The 20,466-nt window shown below is 40.9% G+C and carries 18 protein-coding genes, 1 other RNA gene and 2 riboswitches; of the genes, 7 read left to right on the top strand and 12 right to left on the bottom strand.

Translation table 11 applies throughout. The annotated features are described in order from the left end of the window. Positions 1-41 precede the first annotated feature (41 nt). Positions 42-431 carry a glycine cleavage system protein GcvH gene (gene gcvH / locus DIZ80_12455; GenBank protein RDH83064.1) on the bottom strand — a complete coding sequence of 130 codons (390 nt, stop codon included), beginning with the start codon at positions 429-431 and terminating at the stop codon, positions 42-44. Positions 432-567: 136 nt separating this feature from the next. Then, the gene (gene gcvT, locus DIZ80_12450; protein RDH83063.1) at positions 568-1,650 is read right to left on the bottom strand and encodes a glycine cleavage system aminomethyltransferase GcvT; all 1,083 of its coding nucleotides are present in this window, start codon (positions 1,648-1,650) and stop codon (positions 568-570) included. A gap of 24 nt (positions 1,651-1,674) precedes the next feature. Beyond that, positions 1,675-1,777: riboswitch (glycine riboswitch) on the bottom strand. A 12-nt stretch (positions 1,778-1,789) separates the two neighbouring features. After that, positions 1,790-1,886, bottom strand: a riboswitch (glycine riboswitch). A gap of 213 nt (positions 1,887-2,099) precedes the next feature. On the opposite strand from gcvT, the gene DIZ80_12445 reads away from it, so the two are divergent. After that, on the top strand, positions 2,100-3,179 hold the full coding sequence (locus DIZ80_12445; protein RDH83062.1) for a mechanosensitive ion channel protein: 1,080 nt from the start codon (positions 2,100-2,102) through the stop codon (positions 3,177-3,179). 221 nt (positions 3,180-3,400) lie between these two features. Here the strand turns inward: DIZ80_12445 and DIZ80_12440 are convergent, their stop codons facing one another. The 5 genes from DIZ80_12440 to DIZ80_12420 all read right to left on the bottom strand — a co-directional run bounded on the left by DIZ80_12440 (position 3,401) and on the right by DIZ80_12420 (position 8,313). Next, a complete protein-coding gene (locus tag DIZ80_12440; protein ID RDH83061.1) occupies positions 3,401-3,766 on the bottom strand; it encodes a hypothetical protein in 366 nt (121 codons plus the stop codon). 24 nt (positions 3,767-3,790) lie between these two features. Beyond that, a complete protein-coding gene (locus DIZ80_12435) occupies positions 3,791-5,008 on the bottom strand; it encodes a 2-octaprenyl-3-methyl-6-methoxy-1,4-benzoquinol hydroxylase (protein ID RDH83060.1) in 1,218 nt (405 codons plus the stop codon). Then, a complete protein-coding gene (locus DIZ80_12430; protein ID RDH83059.1) occupies positions 5,009-6,220 on the bottom strand; it encodes a 2-octaprenyl-6-methoxyphenyl hydroxylase in 1,212 nt (403 codons plus the stop codon). It abuts the gene before it with no gap. 39 nt (positions 6,221-6,259) lie between these two features. Beyond that, the gene (locus DIZ80_12425) at positions 6,260-7,564 is read right to left on the bottom strand and encodes a Xaa-Pro aminopeptidase (GenBank protein RDH83058.1); all 1,305 of its coding nucleotides are present in this window, start codon (positions 7,562-7,564) and stop codon (positions 6,260-6,262) included. Between the two features lie 188 nt (positions 7,565-7,752). Then, positions 7,753-8,313: a YecA family protein gene (locus tag DIZ80_12420; GenBank protein ID RDH83057.1), complete on the bottom strand. Its 561-nt coding sequence runs from the start codon at positions 8,311-8,313 to the stop codon at positions 7,753-7,755. Positions 8,314-8,531: 218 nt separating this feature from the next. Between DIZ80_12420 and DIZ80_12415 the strand changes: the two genes are divergently transcribed. The 5 genes from DIZ80_12415 (at position 8,532) to DIZ80_12395 (ending at position 10,968) form a co-directional block, all read left to right on the top strand. Further along, the gene (locus DIZ80_12415; protein RDH83056.1) at positions 8,532-8,747 is read left to right on the top strand and encodes a TIGR02449 family protein; all 216 of its coding nucleotides are present in this window, start codon (positions 8,532-8,534) and stop codon (positions 8,745-8,747) included. 119 nt (positions 8,748-8,866) lie between these two features. Further along, positions 8,867-9,169 (top strand): cell division protein ZapA, encoded by a 303-nt coding sequence (locus DIZ80_12410; GenBank protein ID RDH83055.1) that lies wholly within the window; start codon positions 8,867-8,869, stop codon positions 9,167-9,169. 89 nt (positions 9,170-9,258) lie between these two features. Further along, positions 9,259-9,446, top strand: a non-coding RNA gene (gene ssrS / locus DIZ80_12405) — 6S RNA. Positions 9,447-9,466: 20 nt separating this feature from the next. Next, the gene (locus DIZ80_12400) at positions 9,467-10,096 is read left to right on the top strand and encodes a 5-formyltetrahydrofolate cyclo-ligase (GenBank protein RDH83054.1); all 630 of its coding nucleotides are present in this window, start codon (positions 9,467-9,469) and stop codon (positions 10,094-10,096) included. Further along, entirely contained in the window at positions 10,093-10,968 is an 876-nt protein-coding gene (locus DIZ80_12395) for a hypothetical protein (protein RDH83053.1), read from the top strand. Before DIZ80_12400 ends, DIZ80_12395 begins: the two co-directional genes overlap by 4 nt. A 204-nt stretch (positions 10,969-11,172) precedes the next feature. Here DIZ80_12395 and ilvA read toward each other — a convergent pair whose 3' ends face one another. Next, positions 11,173-12,699: a threonine ammonia-lyase, biosynthetic gene (ilvA, locus tag DIZ80_12390; GenBank protein RDH83171.1), complete on the bottom strand. Its 1,527-nt coding sequence runs from the start codon at positions 12,697-12,699 to the stop codon at positions 11,173-11,175. Between the two features lie 155 nt (positions 12,700-12,854). Here ilvA and DIZ80_12385 point away from each other — a divergent pair, with 155 nt between their 5' ends. After that, complete coding sequence (locus DIZ80_12385) at positions 12,855-13,517, top strand: ribose 5-phosphate isomerase A (protein RDH83052.1); 663 nt, start codon at positions 12,855-12,857, stop codon at positions 13,515-13,517. A 215-nt stretch (positions 13,518-13,732) separates the two neighbouring features. Here DIZ80_12385 and DIZ80_12380 read toward each other — a convergent pair whose 3' ends face one another. The 4 genes from DIZ80_12380 to DIZ80_12365 form a co-directional block, all read right to left on the bottom strand. After that, positions 13,733-17,578 carry an FAD-linked oxidase gene (locus tag DIZ80_12380; protein ID RDH83051.1) on the bottom strand — a complete coding sequence of 1,282 codons (3,846 nt, stop codon included), beginning with the start codon at positions 17,576-17,578 and terminating at the stop codon, positions 13,733-13,735. A gap of 142 nt (positions 17,579-17,720) precedes the next feature. Next, complete coding sequence (locus tag DIZ80_12375; protein ID RDH83050.1) at positions 17,721-18,818, bottom strand: hypothetical protein; 1,098 nt, start codon at positions 18,816-18,818, stop codon at positions 17,721-17,723. 670 nt (positions 18,819-19,488) lie between these two features. Next, a complete protein-coding gene (locus tag DIZ80_12370) occupies positions 19,489-19,881 on the bottom strand; it encodes a 30S ribosomal protein S9 (GenBank protein ID RDH83049.1) in 393 nt (130 codons plus the stop codon). Positions 19,882-19,895: 14 nt separating this feature from the next. Beyond that, entirely contained in the window at positions 19,896-20,324 is a 429-nt protein-coding gene (locus tag DIZ80_12365; protein ID RDH83048.1) for a 50S ribosomal protein L13, read from the bottom strand. Positions 20,325-20,466 lie beyond the last annotated feature (142 nt).

Genomic DNA, 20,466 nt, shown 5'->3' with positions numbered 1-20,466 from the left:
TTTCTCTGTGTACTCTGTGCCTCTGCAGCAATATTTAACTTTTACTCGTCTTCGCACTCAGCTTCGTATGAACTTGCATCCATTAACTGCTCAACATCATCTTCGTCTGCTGGTTTTATTTTAAATATCCAGCCATCAATATATGCAGATGAATTAATCATTTCTGGCTCATCAACCAATGTCTGATTAGTATCAACAACTTCACCACTTATAGGCATAAAAATATCTGATGCTGCTTTAACCGACTCAACTACACAGCATGCTTCGCCCTGTGCAATTTCTGAATCAATTTCAGGTAATTCAACAAATACAATATCACCCAGCGCTTCTTGCGCATGATCAGTAATGCCAATTGTTACAGTGCCATCATCTTCCAGACGAACCCATTCATGTGATGATGTATAACGTACATCTGTTGGTATTTCACTCATGTTGATAACCTCTTTATTACGATTTTATATTATGTCGAATTACACCTGAAACAGGTCAACCCGACAGACTGTTTTTTCTGCCTCCCTGAACGATATAAAGGACGACAAGTTATTTTTTAAAGCCCGGCTCTGTTGTTTATAAACAGGATTTTCCTTCACGGAAAAACACTGGTTTAATTACCTTAGCTTTTATTAGTTTGCCTCGTATTTCTACATCACAGGTTTCACCTATTGCAACAGGCACACGGGCAATAGCAATTGCCTGTTTTAAACTGGGCGAGAACGTACCTGATGTTATTTCACCTTCACCGGCATCGCATACTACTTTCATATGACCTCGGAGTACGCCTTTACCTTCAAGCACAAGACCTACTAACTTCTGCTTCACTCCTGCGGCTTTTTCAGCAGCAATTTTTTCACGGCCAATAAAAATTCTATCTTCTGGCTCCCATGCAATGGTCCAGCCCAGATTGGATATTAAGGGTGATGTTGATTCATCCATATCGGTACCATATAAATTCATACCCGCTTCTAACCGCAGCGTATCCCTGGCACCCAGTCCAATAGGTTTTACACCCGCTTCTGCTAATGCCTCCCAAAACTCAGGAGCTTCAGATTCCGGCAACATAATCTCAAAACCATCTTCACCGGTGTAACCAGTGCGTGCAACAAACCAGTCACCCGCAGCAACACCAACAAAACGTTTTAATTCTGCAGCTGCCTGGCTAACATCTAGAGGCAAAGCGGATAACGCTTTCTCTATCGCTTGTGGCCCCTGCACTGCAATCATTGCCAGTTCAGGGCGCTCTGTAACACTTACATCAAATGCTCCGGACTGCTTATTAATCCAGGCAAGATCTTTATCTCGTGTACCCGCATTCACAACCATGCGAAACCATTGATCATTCATATAATAAACAATCAGGTCATCAATAACGCCACCCTGCTCATCAAGCATGGCACTGTATAGAGCTTTACCTTCAGATTTCAGTTTGGCCACATCATTCGCTAACAGGTACTGCAAAAAGGCGACTACTTTGTCGCCTTCAAGATCAACCACAGTCATATGCGACACATCAAACATGCCTGCATCGGTACGCACCTGATGATGCTCTTCAACTTGTGAGCCATAATTAATAGGCATTTCCCAGCCGGCGAAATCAACGATTTTGCCACCGTGGTTCTGGTGATTTTCAAATAGACAGGTTTTTTGACTCATAACAATAAGGTTCTCTAGTTTAAAGAAAACCCCTCTGTCCTGATACCTGAGAGATTGACGTAGATAATTATTCTACGCGTCCCCTTCGGTGAGCCTTCGATCGAGGCTGCTCTCCAGAGTCAATTGCCATTCGTTCTGACGCGAAGCTGTAGTCCGTTTACCTGAGCGTTTCCGGGCGGTTGCGCCTTCGGTGCCTTCCAGGTTATTAACCGGAAAGTCTCTCCCACAGCTTCAAACTATACGTGATGTACGGTTTAAATTGAGCGCGTACTATAAACCAGATAGGTGTAAATTGATAGAGTATCGACCCTAATACCAGAATTGCTGCCCCTCTCATCCGCTAATATCAATAAAATCAACTAAAGATAGAAAAGCACATAAAACGTGGTTTGTATTTTTTATCATATTCTGGGATTATCAATCAACCCAAACAAACTAAAGCGGCCAATATGGACTGGTTAAATGAAAACCAACTTGTTGATTTACTGAATATTTTCAGTGAAAACCCTTTTTATCAGGCGATTATTATTGTGCTATCCAGCCTGCTCCTGGCTCGCCTTTTTAATAACGTTATCAGCAAACTCATTTTAAAAATTGCTGACAAAACCAAAACACATCTGGATAACCAGATTATCCATATCAGCCGCCCGACAGTCAGCAACAGCATTATTCTTATTGCACTGGGGTTAGCCAGCAAACTTACATTTCCCGATGAGTCCGGGCAGTTCACATCAACCGTTCTTTATACTTTAGCCTTGCTGGTATGGTCATTATTCTTTATGCGCCTAAGTCGTATTGTACTGGTACATTCTAGTCGAAACACACACAACCTCCCTCTGGTCACTTCACAAACTCTACCCCTGTTTCAGAATTTATCGGCGTTAATCATTTCAGGTCTCGCCATCTATATCATTTTTATTCTATGGAATATAGATATGACGGCCTGGCTGGCATCAGCCGGTATCGTAGGTATTGCCGTTGGTTTTGCTGCCAAAGATACACTGGCAAATTTATTCTCCGGCGTTTTAATACTTGCTGATGCCCCCTATAAAATTGGCGACTATGTGGTACTCGACACAGGTGAGCGAGGCATGGTTACGCATATAGGAATACGCAGCACTCGCATGCTCACACGTGCAGATGTAGAACTCACCATTCCTAACTCAATTATGGGCAACACCAAAATCATTAATGAATCCGGTGGCCCCTACAAAAAATTTAGAATTCAAATCAGAGTCGGTGTCGCTTATGGCAGTGATATAGATCAGGTTAAACAGATATTATTTGATGTAGCTTTAGCAGAAACAACGGTATGCGCTGACCCGCCACCCAGAGTTCGATTTAGAAGTTTTGGAAACTCCAGTCTGGATCTGGATTTATTATGCTGGGTAGAAGACCCTTCATTACGCGGACAGGTCATTGATATTTTATTAACCACCATTTACAAAGAATTTAATAAACAAAATATTGAAATACCTTATACGAAGCAGGATTTGTATATTAAAGAGTTTCCGAAAGAGAAGTTATAAACATCTTGTTCACCCTGTTAAAGAGCATCTCCATCGGGGATGGACCGCGCTTTTTGCGCTCCGCCCCCCTTGCTGATGCCATCAAGAGTTTAACGGAGTCGGCTAATTACACTGTCGGCTCTTGGTGGTATGGATTAAGGGGACAGAGCGGAAAAGCACCGGCCTGTCCCCGACGGAGATGCGCCTTAGCAATATTACCCACTCCCGATTTAACAAACAGATCAATCTTTTTTCAGCACTTCAAGCACATCATCAATACGCAATTCATCTACCATTAGATACAGTGGCGTTCCGTTTAATTTTTTATTTTTCTTTCTTAACCAGTTATTAACTAATGCTTCATCACCACTTTGCAGGTTATACAATAACTCATATAACTCTATATATTTTTCTGCCTGACTCCATGCTGTAGAATTTATGACTATTATATTTTCAGCATTTGACAATTCACCAATATCTGAACATTGAACCCGGAGTATTCGCGCCAACTCTGCATGATAAATACCCAACATCTGGGTGACCTGTAAAACGGCCTGAGTTAAGGTTTTTTCTGAATGATTTACTTCTGATAATTTAATTAGGTGCATAACGTTTAAAAAAATTACAACTACCTACCAGCCAATTGATTTCGCCATTTCTGGCAGATCGCCTTCAAGACCTAATGCATGACGCATAAATTTATTTTTCACAGGCCCGATGCTATCAATCATATTTAAACCCGCATTTCGAATTAAAGATAATTCAGCCTGATCGTTACTAAACAAGTTTTTAAAACCACTCATGCTGTACATCATCAAACTATTATCGGCACGACGCCATCGTTCATATTTTCTAAGCGTTGTTAAGGAGGATATAATTTTACCCTGAGACCTTGCTTTAATTAACACTTCCGCTAATGCAGCAGCATCAAGCAAACCCAAGTTCACACCCTGCCCCGCAAGTGGATGTATGGTGTGCGCAGCATCGCCCACTAATGCTACACCCTGTTTTACATATTCTTTTGCATGTCTGCGAATCAATGGAAAAGCGGCTCTTTGACTTACTTTTTCAACTTTACCCAATGTATTTTCAAATGCATTTTGCAACTCGGTTATAAATACGGTTTCATCCATTTCAATTAATTCGTCTGCTCGCTGATTTTCTGCGGACCAGACAATCGAACAATTACCATCACCAAGCGGTAAAAAAGCCAGCGGCCCGCTGGGTAAAAAGCGTTGCCACGCAGTATCTTTATGGTGCAAAGTGCTTTTAACAACGGCCACAACTGCTTTTTGTTCATAAGGCGATTTATTAAGTTCAATAGCCGCAGCTTCACGCACTTTAGAGTTTGCGCCATCGGCACCCACGAGTAATTTAGCAACTATTTCTTCACCACTGTTTAAAACAACTTTCTGCTGAGTCTCAGAAAAATAAATTTCTTTTACCTGCTCCGGGCATAACCAGTCAACATTGGATAATTTTAAACATTGCTCTAACAGAGAAAACTGTATGACTTTATTTTCAATGATATGACCCAGTGAATCCAGCCCGAGCTCTGCTGCATCAAAGTGTATATTGCCATCACCCGTTGCATCCCATACATGCATGTGTTGATAAGCACAGGCACGACGATTCAGCATACCCTGCCAGGCATTGATACTTTGCAACACCTGCTGCGATGATTTACTGATAGCCGATACACGCAATTCATAATCATCATTCTGATTTATATCTTGCGGTGCATAAGCTTCAACCACAGCAACTTTAAATTGCTGCTGCCCCAGCGCACAGGCTAGTGTCAGGCCTACCATGCCTCCACCAATAATAATGATGTCGTATTGCTTATCCATTTACAGCGGTAACCTTCGTTGTAGTTTATTCATATAACCCAACAAACCCATACTTTGACGAGCCATCAGCGAACGCACTGGAGATATTAAATTTACCGCAATTAATCCTGACGCTCTTAAGTGACCTAAAGGTGAAAAATTATTTGAAAAAATCTTTACCATTGAATCAGTAATTCGATACACCCGATGCATATCCTTTAATCTTTTTGTATGATATTCAGATAACAATAAAGCATGTCCAGGATCTTCATTTTCTACAATCATTTCTGCCAGCTCGGCAACATCACGTAAGGCCAGGTTATAACCCTGCCCTGAAACTGGATGCAAAGCATGCGCAGCATTTCCAATAACAACAACTCTGCCTTTGGTTAACTGCTCTACTTCTGTGTACGCCAGGGGATAGGAAAAACGCTCGCCGGTTTTTTCTATTAAACCTGCACGAAAACCAAATGTCTGTTGTAATTCATTTATAAACTCTTCATCAGTAAGCTGCATTATTCGGGAAGTTTCCTGCTCTTTGCAGGTCCAGACAACAGAGTATCTATTTTCTGTCATGGGTAAAAAAGCAACGGGACCGCTGTCAGTAAAACGCTCATAAGCTATTCCCTGATGTTTTTGATCTGTTTGCACATTTGCAATGATTGCAGACTGTTTATAATCTTCACGTAGCGTATTTAAACCTGCCAGTTGCCGCGTACTGGATGTCACTCCATCAGCAGCAACCAGTAGTTTTGCCTGCAAATCCTGCTCGCCTTTTTCAGTTTTAATTTTAATTGATACCTGATCAGGTAATTGCTCAAGTGATTCAATGGTTGCCGGACAATACCAGTCAACATGATCCAAAGACTGAACTTCATTCATCAATATTCGACCCATTACACGGTTTTCTACCACGTAACCCAGTGCTTCAACTTTTTCTTCAGTATGATTTATACGCGTTGCGCCCAGATGACCTCGATCAGAAACGTGAATAGATTTTATCGCTTCAATTTCAGGCTCTAATTTCTCCCACAAACCCATTGATTCCCAGATACGCCGAGAACCATATGAAAGAGCAATTGAACGGTCGTCAAAACTCGGCTGTGAAGATGAATCAAATGGAAAAGCCTCAACAACCGCTATTTTTTTATCGCTATGATATTTCAGGGCCGCAACAAGACTGGCACCAACCATGCCCCCACCGATTATAATTATGTCGTACTGATTACTCATATGATTCAATAATTATTTGTCGACTAACAACAATACTATTTATTCTCCAGCCATTATGGCTTCAATTTCTTCTGTCGTTTTTGGCAATCCGGCAGATAAAACTTCATGACCATCTTTCGTCACAACAACATCATCTTCTATACGCACACCAATATTCCACCAGCGTTTTGCTCCACGGCTTCCATGAGGAATATACAAACCCGGCTCAATGGTTAATACCATGCCTGGCTCTAACAAACGCCATTCATCATCAACTTTGTAATCACCCACATCATGCACATCCATACCTAACCAGTGCCCGGTTCGATGCATATAATATTTCTTGTAAGCTTCTTCTTTTATGAGCTTGCTCAAGGTTCCTTTTAATAAGCCAAGCTCAATCATGCCTTTGGTCAGTGTTTTCACTGCTGCAAGATGTGGGTCATTCCAGTGATTACCCGGTTTCACCTGCTTAATCCCGTCCAGGTTTGCCTGTACAACCAGATCAAAAATTTCTTTTTGTGCCTCGCTGTATTTTCCATTAACAGGAAACGAACGGGTAATATCTGCATCATAACCACCCAGCTCACAACCGGCATCAATCAACACAAGCTCCCCATCATTAAGTGGCATATTATTTTCGGTGTAATGCAAAATACAGCTATTCGCTCCCCCGCCAACAATACTGGGATAAGCCCAGGTTGCTCCATTGCGCTGAAACTCATACATTATTGCCGCATCAAGCTGATATTCATTTACACCCGGTTTACAAATGCGCATCGCACACTTATGCGCTTCAACAGAAATTTTAGCGGCTTTCTTCATCAGGCGAATTTCATCACGGTTTTTGAATAACCGCATGTCATGTAATAGATAATCCAGAGAGACAAACTCATAAGGCACATGACCACCGGAACGTGACTGTTTACGTAATGAATTAACCCAGTCCATAACCCGTTTATCAAACTGGGGATCCAGCCCCATCGTGTGATAAACACGCTCACAATGCTCCATCAAACCGGGCAAAATATCGTCAATATCATCTATTGGAAACGCATCATCTGCCGCATAGTGCTCTAATGCTCCTTCAGGCCCACAACGACGACCATGCCAGATTTCCTGCTCTTCATCTTTATCCCGGCAAAACAGAATATATTCACCATTTTTACGCCCGGGCACCAGCACAATAACAGCCTCGGGCTCAGGAAAACCGCTTAGATAAAAGAAATCACTATCCTGTCGATAAGGGTAATCCACATCCCGATTTCTACAACGAACCGGGGCTGCAGGTAAAATAGCAATTCCATCTTCTCCAATCATTCGAAGAAGCTGTTTTCTGTGTCGTGCGTGAATTTTTTGATCCATTAAACTGTCATCTCTTTAATACCGGGGAGTAAAATATTCATTTACATATTCAGGATATTGATCTCTTACTAAAAAAGACAATATTCTTTTATATTATCAAAGCATTAATTTCTTACCGAGTCATACCTGATCGGGCTTAATCTATAATAAATGCGAGTCACAAAAGATCAACAGCCGCACCTAATATTTTACTGCAATATTTCAGGTGGCTTATGCGAAGGCTGTAATTCTTCATTTATTAACAACACACCCATACGAACATATTCATAAATTTGCATAAAAGACTCTTCATCTGACTCACTATCATCACCCAGGTCATGGCCTGCCCGGGCAATTTCTACCATATCTTTAATCAGCTCAGCGGTATCTTCTGGTAACTTCTGGTCTTTTTTCAGGCCGCCTGCGACCAGACCATAAGTAAAACCCTGACACCATGACGCCAGTGCTTCCGTGCGTTGCGCCAAAGAATCAGTATCATCGGGTAGCAATAACTGAAAATCCGCTTCTGAATCATTTAATTGCGCCTGTGTGTCATTATATAAACCCACCAATAACTGACTGGCTTCTTTAATCAATATATTATTTACATCAAACACTTCAAAGACTTGATCTAGCCACTTGCTGAGCTCAATCGTTCCGGCAGCACACAGCATGCCGCAAAGCGATCCATGGGCTTCTGACGCGACTAATTCTGCATCAGCTTTAGCCAGAGCATCAGTTAAACTGTTATAATCCGGTCTGGAGATCATATTTTTTTCCTGTCAGTATAATTGTCAGTATTTTGTCACTTGTACCGTCTAATCCATTATTTAGTAGCTCGGATTTACACAAGCTATTGAAATATAATGTAAAAGAAATTTGTAGCAGCGATTTTGCATTATAGTTTATTTACGCAATTCATACTAACACGCGATAGTTAGAGCCTGAAAAATTTGACCTATCGCCCAAGACTTACTATATTCACATTATGAGCACAGAAAACCAAAGCAATATCGAAGCACTGGAAAGCAAAGTAGAAGAATTACTTGCCCTGTCCAAAAAGCTATCAGCTGAAAATGCTGAGCTAAAGCAGCAACTACAGGATACAAAAGGCGACCGCGCCCACCTGTTTGAGCAAAGAGAACAAGTGCGAAATCAAGTAGAAAGCATGATTACACGCCTTAAAACTATCGAAACCGCATAGTTTTTCTATTTACTTCTGTAAATAAGATACACTCAAAGATAAGCTGTACATAGTTTTTCTGGATCTCATCAATTTTATGTTAATGGATTTTTTTCTGGCGTTTTTAGCGAGTATGTTTAATGAGTGATAGCAGTGGCCTTAATATAAGAATAATGGACAAGGACTATCGCGTAGCCTGCCCCGCGGACCAACAATCTTCTTTAAAAGATTCAGCTGATTTTTTGAATGACCGTTTAGACGATATCAAAAACAAGGGCTCTATTATTGGCACTGAGCGTATTGCCGTTATGGCTGCTCTGAATCTGGCACACGAATTACTCAGTAGTCATGTTTCAATGGATAGCTTTAGTGATGTTGATAACCGGATGCTGAATTTACAGAAAAAAATTGATATTGCACTTCGTGATATAGAAGTAGCATAATAGACATCTGACCTGTAACATCGGGTTAATTACATTAATTAATACACAGAATTATTGCAGCAACTAAGGTTGCTACAAACCCAGTTTGGGTGCCTCTGCGGTGCTTGTAAGCTTACTTATAAAACCCTTGAGCCTTACTCATCGACCCCGGGAATGTGTCTGCCGGTGCTGTGTGCATTACCGCTTTATGCGGGAAGCCTTATACATCGACGCTAGTTCCCACCTGAACTTCTGGTTCAAGGTTCGTGAGAAAAGCTACGGCAGTTGTGGTAGCACCCTCCTAACACCGGCCTCGCTATGCGGGGCTTTTTTATTATGAATAAACCAGCAACTGATCCGAGCAAACAAAGACAGGCTCTACGTAAAAACTTACGTCAGCAACGTAAAGCTCTTGAACCGAACACACAGGTAGAGCATGCACTGGAACTGGAAAAGCAACTTTGTCAAAGCAGTTTATTTAAACGCAGTAAACATATAGCCGCATATCTGGCTGCAGATGGTGAAATAGACCCTGAATTTCTAATTGAAAAAGCCTGGCGATCTAATAAAAAGATATATCTACCTATATTGTCACCATTTAACAACCGGCTGTATTTTGTACCCTATTTTAAAAATAGCCCGATGAAATTAAATCGTTTCAATATTGCAGAACCTGACGTACACCCAAAACACTGGCTCAAAGCACATCAACTCGATCTAATATTAATGCCTCTGGTAGGGTTTGATAAAACGGGTAATAGATTGGGCATGGGTGGTGGCTTTTATGACCGTAGCCTAAGTTTCAGCCTGTTTAGAAAAAAACGTTACAGCCCTTATTTAATTGGCCTGGCTCACGAGTTACAATTAGTAGATAAACTACCCCATCAACCTCATGACGTACCTATGATCATGGTTGCCACTGAACAACAATTACACATCTGCAAATGAAATTTATTATATTCAAAACTGTATTAATATTAACCTCAGTACTGCCTTTAAAGCTCATTCACCTGCTAGGAAGAGTCGTCGGCAAACTCACCTGGCTTACGAATAGCAGAATACGCCGAATTACTGAGAAAAACATTCAACATTGCTTTCCTGAACTAAATACACAACAACAAACTATGCTGGTTAGAAAAATCCTCAATGAAACAGGAAAGGTGATTCTGGAATCAGGAAAATTGTGGCACCAGGATGCTGAAAAAACATTAAATATGGTAAAAGGCAGTGAAAATGAGTTTTTAATCCGACAGGCGCGAGAACAGGGTAGAGGCGTTATTATAGCCTCCCCCCATTACGGTTCCTGGGAATTGGCTGGATTATATCTCGCAAAACATTACCCGATGACGTCAATGTATTCTCCTCAACAGGACCCAAAAATAGACAGTTTCATCAGACATGCCAGACAACGCACTGGCGCTAATTTAATTGCAACCGACATCAGCGGCATTCGAGCCATGAGCAAAACTCTGAAACAGGCAAAACTCGTTGGCATGCTACCGGATCAGGCACCGGATGATAATGGCTTATTTATTCCATTTTTTAATATTCCCTGTTACACAATGACTTTACTAGCAAAACTGGCAAAAAAGACCAACGCTGCTGTTATATATACTTACGCACAACGCCTTGAAGATAGCAGTGGATTTAAAATGGTCTTTCGTGAATCAAGTACAGATTTGAGTACTCTCGATCTGGAACAGGCAGCAGCACAGATGAACCGGGATGTAGAAAAACTAATAAGAGAAAACCCTCATCAATATCAATGGACGTATAAGAAATTTAGACAATTTCCTAAAGGCGGTAAGTCAATTTATTAAAATACCAGGGTACGTTTTATTTCTTTCTAATCACACGTCAAAGTAAAACAGTGAGTATTGTCATCCGCAAAAACTTCATCAGAAGTCGGAGTGTAACGAATAATAAAACTTACAATTCACTTTGCATCGTATCGCAGAAAATATCGTCAGCCCATGTTATAGATATGGCTAACTCCTACGAATGATTTTGTATATATTGCAGCCCTAATCCTCAGCAGGCCCGAGAAACATCCGGTAAGCCTCATTATCACTTTCATCCCACCAGTTATAACCCAGATCATCCAGAAAAACTTTAACGTCTTTACGCTCATCAAATGGCACTTGTAACCCCACCAACACACGACCAAACGCCGCGCCATGATTTCGATAATGAAACAGGCTAATATTCCACCGCTTACCTATATGCGCAAGAAACTCCAGTAAAGCACCTGGACGCTCTGGAAACTCAAAACGATACAACACTTCGTTTTCAATTTTATTAGCGTGCCCACCGACCATATGACGAACATGTAATTTAGCCATTTCATTATCACTCATGCAAAGCACAGGATAAGACTTGTCTCTTAATTTAGTAACCAGCACTTCAAGTTCTGGCAGACCATCAGCCAACTGAATACCCGCAAACACATGGGCATTTTGACTATCTGAATAACGGTAATTAAATTCAGTAATGCCTTTTTTACCTATTAACCGGCAAAAGCGCAAAAAACTACCAGGCGCTTCGGGAATGGTTACACCGATTAAACCTTCACGATGCTCACCTAATTCAGCTCGCTCTGAAACATGACGCAAGCGATCAAAGTTCATATTCGCGCCACTATTCACAGCTACAAGCGTCTGATTGCGAACCTTGTTATTCTCTACATATTTTTTAATACCCGCGACTGCTAGCGCTCCTGCTGGCTCCATAATCGAGCGAGTATCATCAAAAATATCTTTTATTGCGGCACAAATTTCATCTGTATTAACAGTAATAACCTCATCTACCACCTGCCGGGCAATTCGCCAGGTCTCACGACCAATTTGTTTAACCGCGACACCATCAGCAAACAAACCAACCTGATTTAAGACAACACGACGTTTTTTCTCCATCGCAGCAGCCAGACAGGCCGCATCAGTTGGTTCTACTGCAATAACTTTTACTTCCGGGCGCAGATATTTAATAAACGCTCCCATACCCGCAATTAGACCGCCTCCACCAACAGGTATAAATATAGCGTCTATATCATCCGTATACTGACGCAGTATCTCTGCTGCAACGGTACCCTGACCCGCAATAACATCAGGGTCATCATATGGATGGATATACGCTAAACCTTCTTTTTCAGCTAGCTCATGAGCATAAAGCGATGCGTCATCATAGGTATCACCCACTAACACGGCTTTTGCACCATACGAACGAACCGAATCAACTTTAATTTTCGGCGTTGTCTTCGGCATGACAATAGTCGCTTTTACACCCAATTTGTTTGCCGATAACGCCAGACCCTGAGCATGATTACCCGCAGATGCAGCCACTACACCTTTAAGCTTTGTTGTTCGACTTAGCTGATAAAGCTTGTTATAAGCACCACGCAACTTAAAAGAGAATACAGGCTGTAAATCCTCTCTTTTAAGCAAAATCTGGTTATCAAGGCGCATACTTAGGCGCCTGGCTCTTTCTAATGGCGATTCAATTGCCACATCATAAACACGGGCAGTTAGAATTTTTTCAATGTATTTTTGAGTCATGGGGCTTAAAGGGTTAGAATTCACATTTTAGATTAAACAGAAAGAATACTATGACCGGGCCTGAAAAGAAATGCCAGGCCAGATATATAAAGAAAACACATCGATACACGGTCTAAAAGAATTGAATTAGAAAGACATACAACAGGATAAACAAGATGACACAAGATGAAATGAAACGTAAAGCTGCAGAAGCAGCCATGGAATATGTAATAGAAGATGAAATAATTGGTGTTGGCACAGGTTCAACTGTAAATCATTTTATAGATTGCCTTGCAGAAGTAAAAGGCAAAATCAAAGGCGCTGTATCCAGCTCAGAAGCTTCAACTAAATTAATGGAAGAACGCGGCATTCAGGTATTTGATTTAAACAGCGTTGACTACATTCCAGTTTATGTTGATGGCGCAGATGAATCCAATCACGGCCTGTCTTTAATTAAAGGCGGCGGCGGAGCCCTAACACGTGAAAAAATTATTGCCGGTGCAAGTAAGAAATTTGTCTGCATTGCTGACGAAAGCAAGCTGGTTGATGTAATGGGCAAATTTCCACTTCCCGTGGAAGTAATCCCTATGGCAAGAAGTTACATTGCCCGCAAACTGGTTGCACTAGGTGGCCGCCCTGTATGGCGTGAAGATTTCATTACTGATAACGGCAATGTAATTTTAGATGTTCATGATATGGACATTATGGAACCCATTAAAATGGAAGATGAAATCAATAGCTGGGCAGGCGTTGTAACCTGTGGTTTGTTTGCTAGAAAGGGCGCTGATGTTCTTATCTTAGGAACACCTGATGGTGCAAAGACAGTAATGCCTAAATAGTTTTTTAGTTATCAAGCTATGGCACATCTCCATCGGGGAAAGGTCGCGTTTTTTTGCGCCCTGTCCCCTTAACCCATACCGCTAAGCGCTGACAGTGTAGTGAGTCGACCCCGTAAAACTCTTGATGGCATCACAACAGGGGACAGAGCGGGAAAGATGCTCTTTCCCCGGTGGAGACTGAACCAAACAAACGTCAAACAATACCAGCTCAAAACCTAAAGCAGAACTCGCTCAACCCCACCTTGTTTAACTTTTTCATAATAAGATTTCTGCCAGTTTTCACCGAGCTTAAATTTTGCAAGCTCAACTAAAATATAAGCTACATCCATATTAGTATCTTCACGATAACGCTCTAAACCTTGCTGGCATGCCGGGCACGATGTAAGCATTTTTACATTATTATTTAATGCTTTTTCATGACCACTTAAGCTTTTAATATCTAACTTCAATTCTTCAAGCTTACGATACTTTACCTGTGCAGAAATATCAGGGCGTGAAATTGCAAAAGTTCCAGATTCACCACAGCAGCGATCTGATAACTTCACTTCTTTACCCATTAATGCCGTTGCTACATCTGTACCATTGTGTTGCTTCATTGGCGTATGACAGGGCTCATGATATAAATATTTTGTTCCCCCCACACCATCCATTGTTACACCTTTCTCCATCAGGTATTCATGAATATCTATTAAACGACATCCAGGAAAAATTTGTTCGAACTGATATTTCAGCAACTGATCTATACAGGTACCGCAGGAAACAACAACTGTTTTAATATCCAGATAATTTAACGTATTTGCCATGCGATGAAACAACACACGATTACTGGTCGTTATCTGTTTTCCTTTTTCGATATCACCTGAAGATGTCTGCGGATAACCACAACACAAATAGCCGGGCGGTAAAACAGTTTGAATCCCAAGCTCATACAACCAGGCTAACGTTGCCACACCAATTTGACTAAACAGGCGCTCAGAACCACAACCGGGAAAATAAAATACCGCTTCACTATTAACATCAGTTCTGTTCGGATCTCGCAATATCGGAATGGTTTTATCATCCTCTATTCCCAGCACTGAACGCATCGTACCCGTAGGTACTCCCGCTGGCATTGGTTTACTAAAGAACTGAATTACTTCTTCTTTTATAACCGGTTTACCTGTTGTTGATTTAGGCCGGTCGGCTTTAGGCAATGCACCCGGGATTAATTTTAACGAACTATGCATTAAACGTTGACCAAGATATCCAGCCTGAATTAACCCCGCACGCATGGCTTTTACTTTACCCGGCGAAGTCACATTCAAAAATGCCATCGACATTTTTGTGCCTATATTTTCCCTACGTTTACCCTGTTTTTTAAGGATATGACGCATTTTTATTGTCACATCACCAAAATCAATATTAACCGGGCAAGGATTTAAACAACGATGACAAATCGTACAGTGATCAGCAATATCATTCATTTCATCAAAGTGTCTGATTGATACACCTCGACGAGTTTGCTCTTCATATAAAAATGCTTCGGTAATTAAACCACTGGCTAAAATTTTATTTCTTGGTGAATATAATAAATTGGCTGCCGGCACATGAGTAGAGCATTCCGGTTTGCATTTACCACAGCGTAAACAATGCGCAATTGCATCATTCAATTCACCTAATTCACTTTCTTCAAGTATTAACGCTTCTTGCTTCAGCAATCTTAATGATGGCGTGTAAGCCGATTCTAAACCGCCGGTTTCTCTTTGCAGCTTCCCTTTATTAAAATAATCTTCCGGATCAACTTTCTTTTTATAATCTGCAAACGCATCAATGATTGAGCCTTCAAGATATTGCATCTTGGTCAAACCAATTCCATGCTCACCGGAAATAACACCATTTAGTGACGCGGCAAGCTCCATAATCTGGTCAACCACATGCTCTGCTTCCTGCATCATATTGTAGTCGTTAGAGTTAACTGGAATATTAGTATGAACATTACCATCACCCGCATGCATATGCAGAGCGACGAAAATTCTACTGGATAAAATTTGTTTGTGTATTTCTTCAAATTTCAGGTGTATATGATTTAGTTCATGCCCACTAAATAATTTCTTTAAAGGCTCTTCAACTTCTTTTTTAAATGATATTCTAACATCTGCATTTAACACCGACTGTATTACACTCAACCCGTCATTATATGCAGCAGAATTTATTTCTTCTTCCAGCAAATACTCTTTAAAATCATGTATATTATTTTTGAAATTATTTAATAAAGTATTCCAACGTAAACGAGCCTGCTCAATAATTTTCACTGCATCAGAAAAACGTGGGATTAAATATTGTGACGACTCAGCATCAGACTCATCCAGTAGCGTTTGTTCCTTATTTATATAATCGGTTAACGCATCAAGCATCGCCAACTTATTATTCATCGACTGAAACACATTCATCGTTTCAATACCTAGCGTGTAATCAGCCAGTCGATCTAACGGAATAACGACATCTTCATTAATTTTAAATGCATTAGTATGTGCCGCAATCGCTGCTGTGCGACTACGCTCTGACCAGAAACTTTTCCTGGCCTCTGCACTGACCGCAATAAAACCTTCCGCATCTCGTGCATTCGCCAAACGCACAACCTGCGAAGCCGCTTCACTGACTGCTGATTCATCTTCACCAACAATATCCGCTACCAGTAACATTTTTGGCAAACATCCGCGACTGGCTTTCGGGCTATAGTTAACCGCACGCACATATCGATCATCTAAATGCTCAAGACCTGAAAGCAAAACATGGGGATTATTATCCAGATAATCTTTTATCTCGACGATGGCCGGAACAGATTTTTGCAAGTCCTGACCATAAAATTCAAGAGCGACGGTACGTGCCTGTTGAGGCATAGTGTGCAAAAGAAAATGTGCCGACGTTATAATGCCATCACAACCTTCTTTCTGAACGCCGGGTAGACCGCCTAAAAACTTATCGGTCACATCTTTACCCAAACCTTCTTTTCGTAATGATGCGCCTTTAAACTCCAGCACTTGAGGCTCACCAATTAATTTTTGGGTAAGGGAATCAAAATGACTTAACCTGAACCGCACTTCTTCCTGCTGATGTATTTTTCCAAGGTTATGATTAATACGATCAACATCTAACCAGTTACCATCCGCCGTCACCATTCTCCATGAAACCAGGTTATCCAGTGTCGTACCCCACATAACGGCTTTTTTACCGCCTGCATTCATAGCGATATTACCGCCAACAGTCGATGCATCCTGAGAAGTTGGGTCCACTGCAAAGACATGACCATGAAGCTCGGCGACATCAGAGACCCTGCGAGTAACCACACCCGCCTCTGTTCTTACAACGGGCACCAGTTTTTCAACACCCGGTATCTGCTTATGCTCTAGCGCACCGATGGCCTGTAATTTCTCTGTATTGATAATGGCTGTATTCTGATAAAGCGGCACTGCACCACCGGTATAACCCGTACCGCCACCCCTGGCGATTAATGTCAGGCCAAGCTTGATACAACGTTTCACTAACTGTGGCACTTCTTCTTCTGTATCTGGCGTTAACACAACAAATGGAAACTCTACCCGCCAGTCAGTCGCATCTGTAACGTGACTCACCCTGGCCATACCGCTAAAATCAATATTATCTTTGCTGGTGGTTTTTGCTAAAGACCTGAGCGCTCTGGTGCGCAGTGCATTTTGTGTTTCAAACCAGTCAGAGAAGGTATTTACCGCACCACGAGCTGCTGCTGCCAACTCAATAGCTTTCTGATTTCCATTAGCACGCTGTTCAATTTGTTCAATTCGGTGATTTAAAGCTGATATAAGCTGCTTTCGGCGTCTGTTATTTTCAAGCAGGTCATCCTGCAGAAACGGATTGCGCTGAACCACCCACATGTCACCCAGCACTTCAAATAACATACGCGCAGAGTGCCCGGTTTGACGCTCACCACGTAATTCATTTATCAACTGCCAGATTGGCTCGCCGAGAAAACGAATAATAATTTCACGATCAGAGAAAGAAGTGTAGTTATAGGGTATTTCGCGAATTCGAGTGTTTGAACTCATTCTGGGAGAACTGCCAGTAGTTTATTTAATGGCTGGAGATTTTAGCATAAAAGATCAAAAGATAGTCGTAGGTCATTTTTGTAGGCATAAAAAAACAGGGCCGAAGCCCTGTTTTTTTACATAAGTTAAAATCGAAATCGATTTAGAACTTGTGACGAAGACCTAAAGATATAACGTCAGTATTGTCGCTAGTTGCACTACCCAGCATATCTGTAGAACCGTACGCCACATATGTGTTAGTACGCTTGCTCATCTTGTGATCATATGCAATAGAAAAACCGTCACCATCATTGCCAGTTGCTACATCTTGAGATGCAGTTGCAAATGTAAATGCAACAGTGTCGTTATCGTTAAGACCGTATGCAGCACTGAAGAAAGTAGTATCTTCACCTAATAGGTCAGCTGTTAGTTCGTGCTGAAGACCTAATGTCAGTGTGTCCATCTTATATGTACCACCAATCTTCATAGCCGACTCTGTACCAGAAGTAGTAGCTAGAGGATTACCTGCAACAAAATCAGTGTCCATATCGATATAGTCAAAGAAAGCTAAGATAGTTTTGGTTTTATAACGCACACCTAAACCAATAGTTTCGTCAGCGTTACCATCAGCAGCTGTGAAAGTTGTGTTGAATACTACCTGTACGCCACCCATCTTAGGCGATGTGTACTGTAAAGTGTCAGTCATACGACCACCACCAATACCTGCGCCACCATGAAGTGCTGACTGCATGCCGCTTGCACGACCCTCAACACCTGTACGATATAATGGGTCAACCTTGCCACCCATTTGCTTGTAGTTAGAAGACATAGTACCGAACTTAACCGTACCCATAGCGCCTTTTAATCCAACCCATTGATCACGATCAGTTAATGAAGCTTTTGCATCACCAGTATTACGATCATCGATATCAACTTGGAATTCAACTTTAAACAGTGCAGTCATACCACCGCCAAGATCTTCTTTACCTTTAACACCGATAGATGAAGTACGGCTATTCATTTGAAGACCATCAGCTGCACCAACTGATCCATCATCAACACTATCAATACTTAAGTGGACGTTACCGTAAACGGTTGCGTCTGCTTGAGCAGCTAAAGGTGAAATTAATGTTGCTGCTACTGCAGCTACTAGGAAACGTTTTTTCATTATGCAAGACTCCTGCATTTGTGGTTTATTGTCATAGCTATAACTTTTTGTGTGGTCAAACAAAAAATCTAATGTATTTATATACGAATACAAAATTTAGTCAACCTTTTTACTAAAAAAAAGGATAAATACTCCTATAAATACAGCACTTTAATGCTATCAATTAAATTTTTAATCACCACAAAATAATATTTTTTACGTAATTAATAACTTTATTATTTTTTAATTACAAATTTAAAAAAACTATTTTATTAAAAACTTAAAACTTTAATTGTTATAAACATCACACAATCGTGGCTTACATTTTATTTCACTGTTTTATTTTAATAACTTTAGAACTGATTTAATAAATTTAAGATTGATATTTCACGTTAGCGGCACACATTAGAGAGCGCTAATATGAAACACCATTAGCCCACTTAATTCTGCTGATTTAGCGAATGTTAGCGTCATTTTCTACAACTACTCAACACTTTAGCTGCAATGTAAGAATTTAATAATATATTAATTAATGTTTATTATTTTATGCATTTTAAAGATACACTCCGCCTTTGAACAGCAACACACCTTATTTGCAAGTATTAACAAAGACATCAACACCTTCAAATCATAGTTAAAAAATTTAATCTACCAGCACCATCCTTAAAAATTAAAAGATTAAATTTTAAAAAAATAAAATAAATTACAGACACAAAAAAAGCCGGTCGATGACCGGCTTTTTTTAACATTAAATCTGCTCGGCTCAAAAGAGCCAGTAAACAAATTAACGTTTTGAGAACTGAGTTGCGCGACGTGCTTTACGCAGACCCACTTTCTTACGTTCTACTTCACGTGCATCACGTGTTACAAATCCTGCTTTACGTAGTGCTGGGCGTAGACTTTCGTCATACTTCATTAGTGCACGAGTAATACCGTGACGAATTGCACCAGACTGACCTGTATCACCACCACCTTTAACAGTGATATTGAAATCAAACTTTCCATCCATCTCAACGATATCTAATGGCTGCTTAACAACCATAATTGAAGTTTGACGACCGAAATATTTTTCAATCGGAAGACCGTTTACTTTAAATCCACCACTGCCTGCAGTCATGAATACACGAGCGCTTGAAGATTTGCGTCGACCTGTTGCGTAATATTGAGTTTCTGCCATGAGATATCTCTACTTTAAATGTCCAGCACTTGTGGCTGCTGAGCTGTATGTTGATGTTCCGGGCCGGCGTAAACTTTTAGCTTACGGTACATTGCGCGTCCCAGTGGATTCTTAGGTAGCATACCTTTAACTGCTTTTTCGATAACCATTTCAGGCTTCTTATCGATCAGCTTATCAAAAGATATTTCTTTAATACCACCTGGAAAACCAGTGTGATGATAATACATCTTATCTGTTGCCTTACGGCCTGTTACTGCTACTTTTTCTGCATTGATAACTACTATGTAGTCACCTGTATCAACGTGTGGTGTGTATACAGGCTTATGCTTACCGCGTAGGCGGCGAGCAATTTCAGTCGCCAATCGACCCAGAGTTTTACCGTCTGCATCTACTACGTACCAGTCACGCTTAACCGTTTCGGGCTTGGCACTGAATGTTTTCATGTTGTTAAATCCTAAAATGTTCGTACTCAACGAAAGGCGGCATATAATACAGAATTAGCCGGCCAGACACAAGCCGTAACACTAATAAAGTTTTGCAACTGCACCGGACGCTATTTCTAACGTCTTTTTTTGCTTTATTACA

Origin of the sequence: endosymbiont of Galathealinum brachiosum (assembly GCA_003349885.1) — a bacterium.
In the GTDB taxonomy this organism is placed as follows: Bacteria; Pseudomonadota; Gammaproteobacteria; order SZUA-229; family SZUA-229; genus SZUA-229.
The sequence above is the reverse complement of the archived record's forward strand: the minus strand, read 5'-3'. Positions and strand labels throughout refer to the sequence as shown.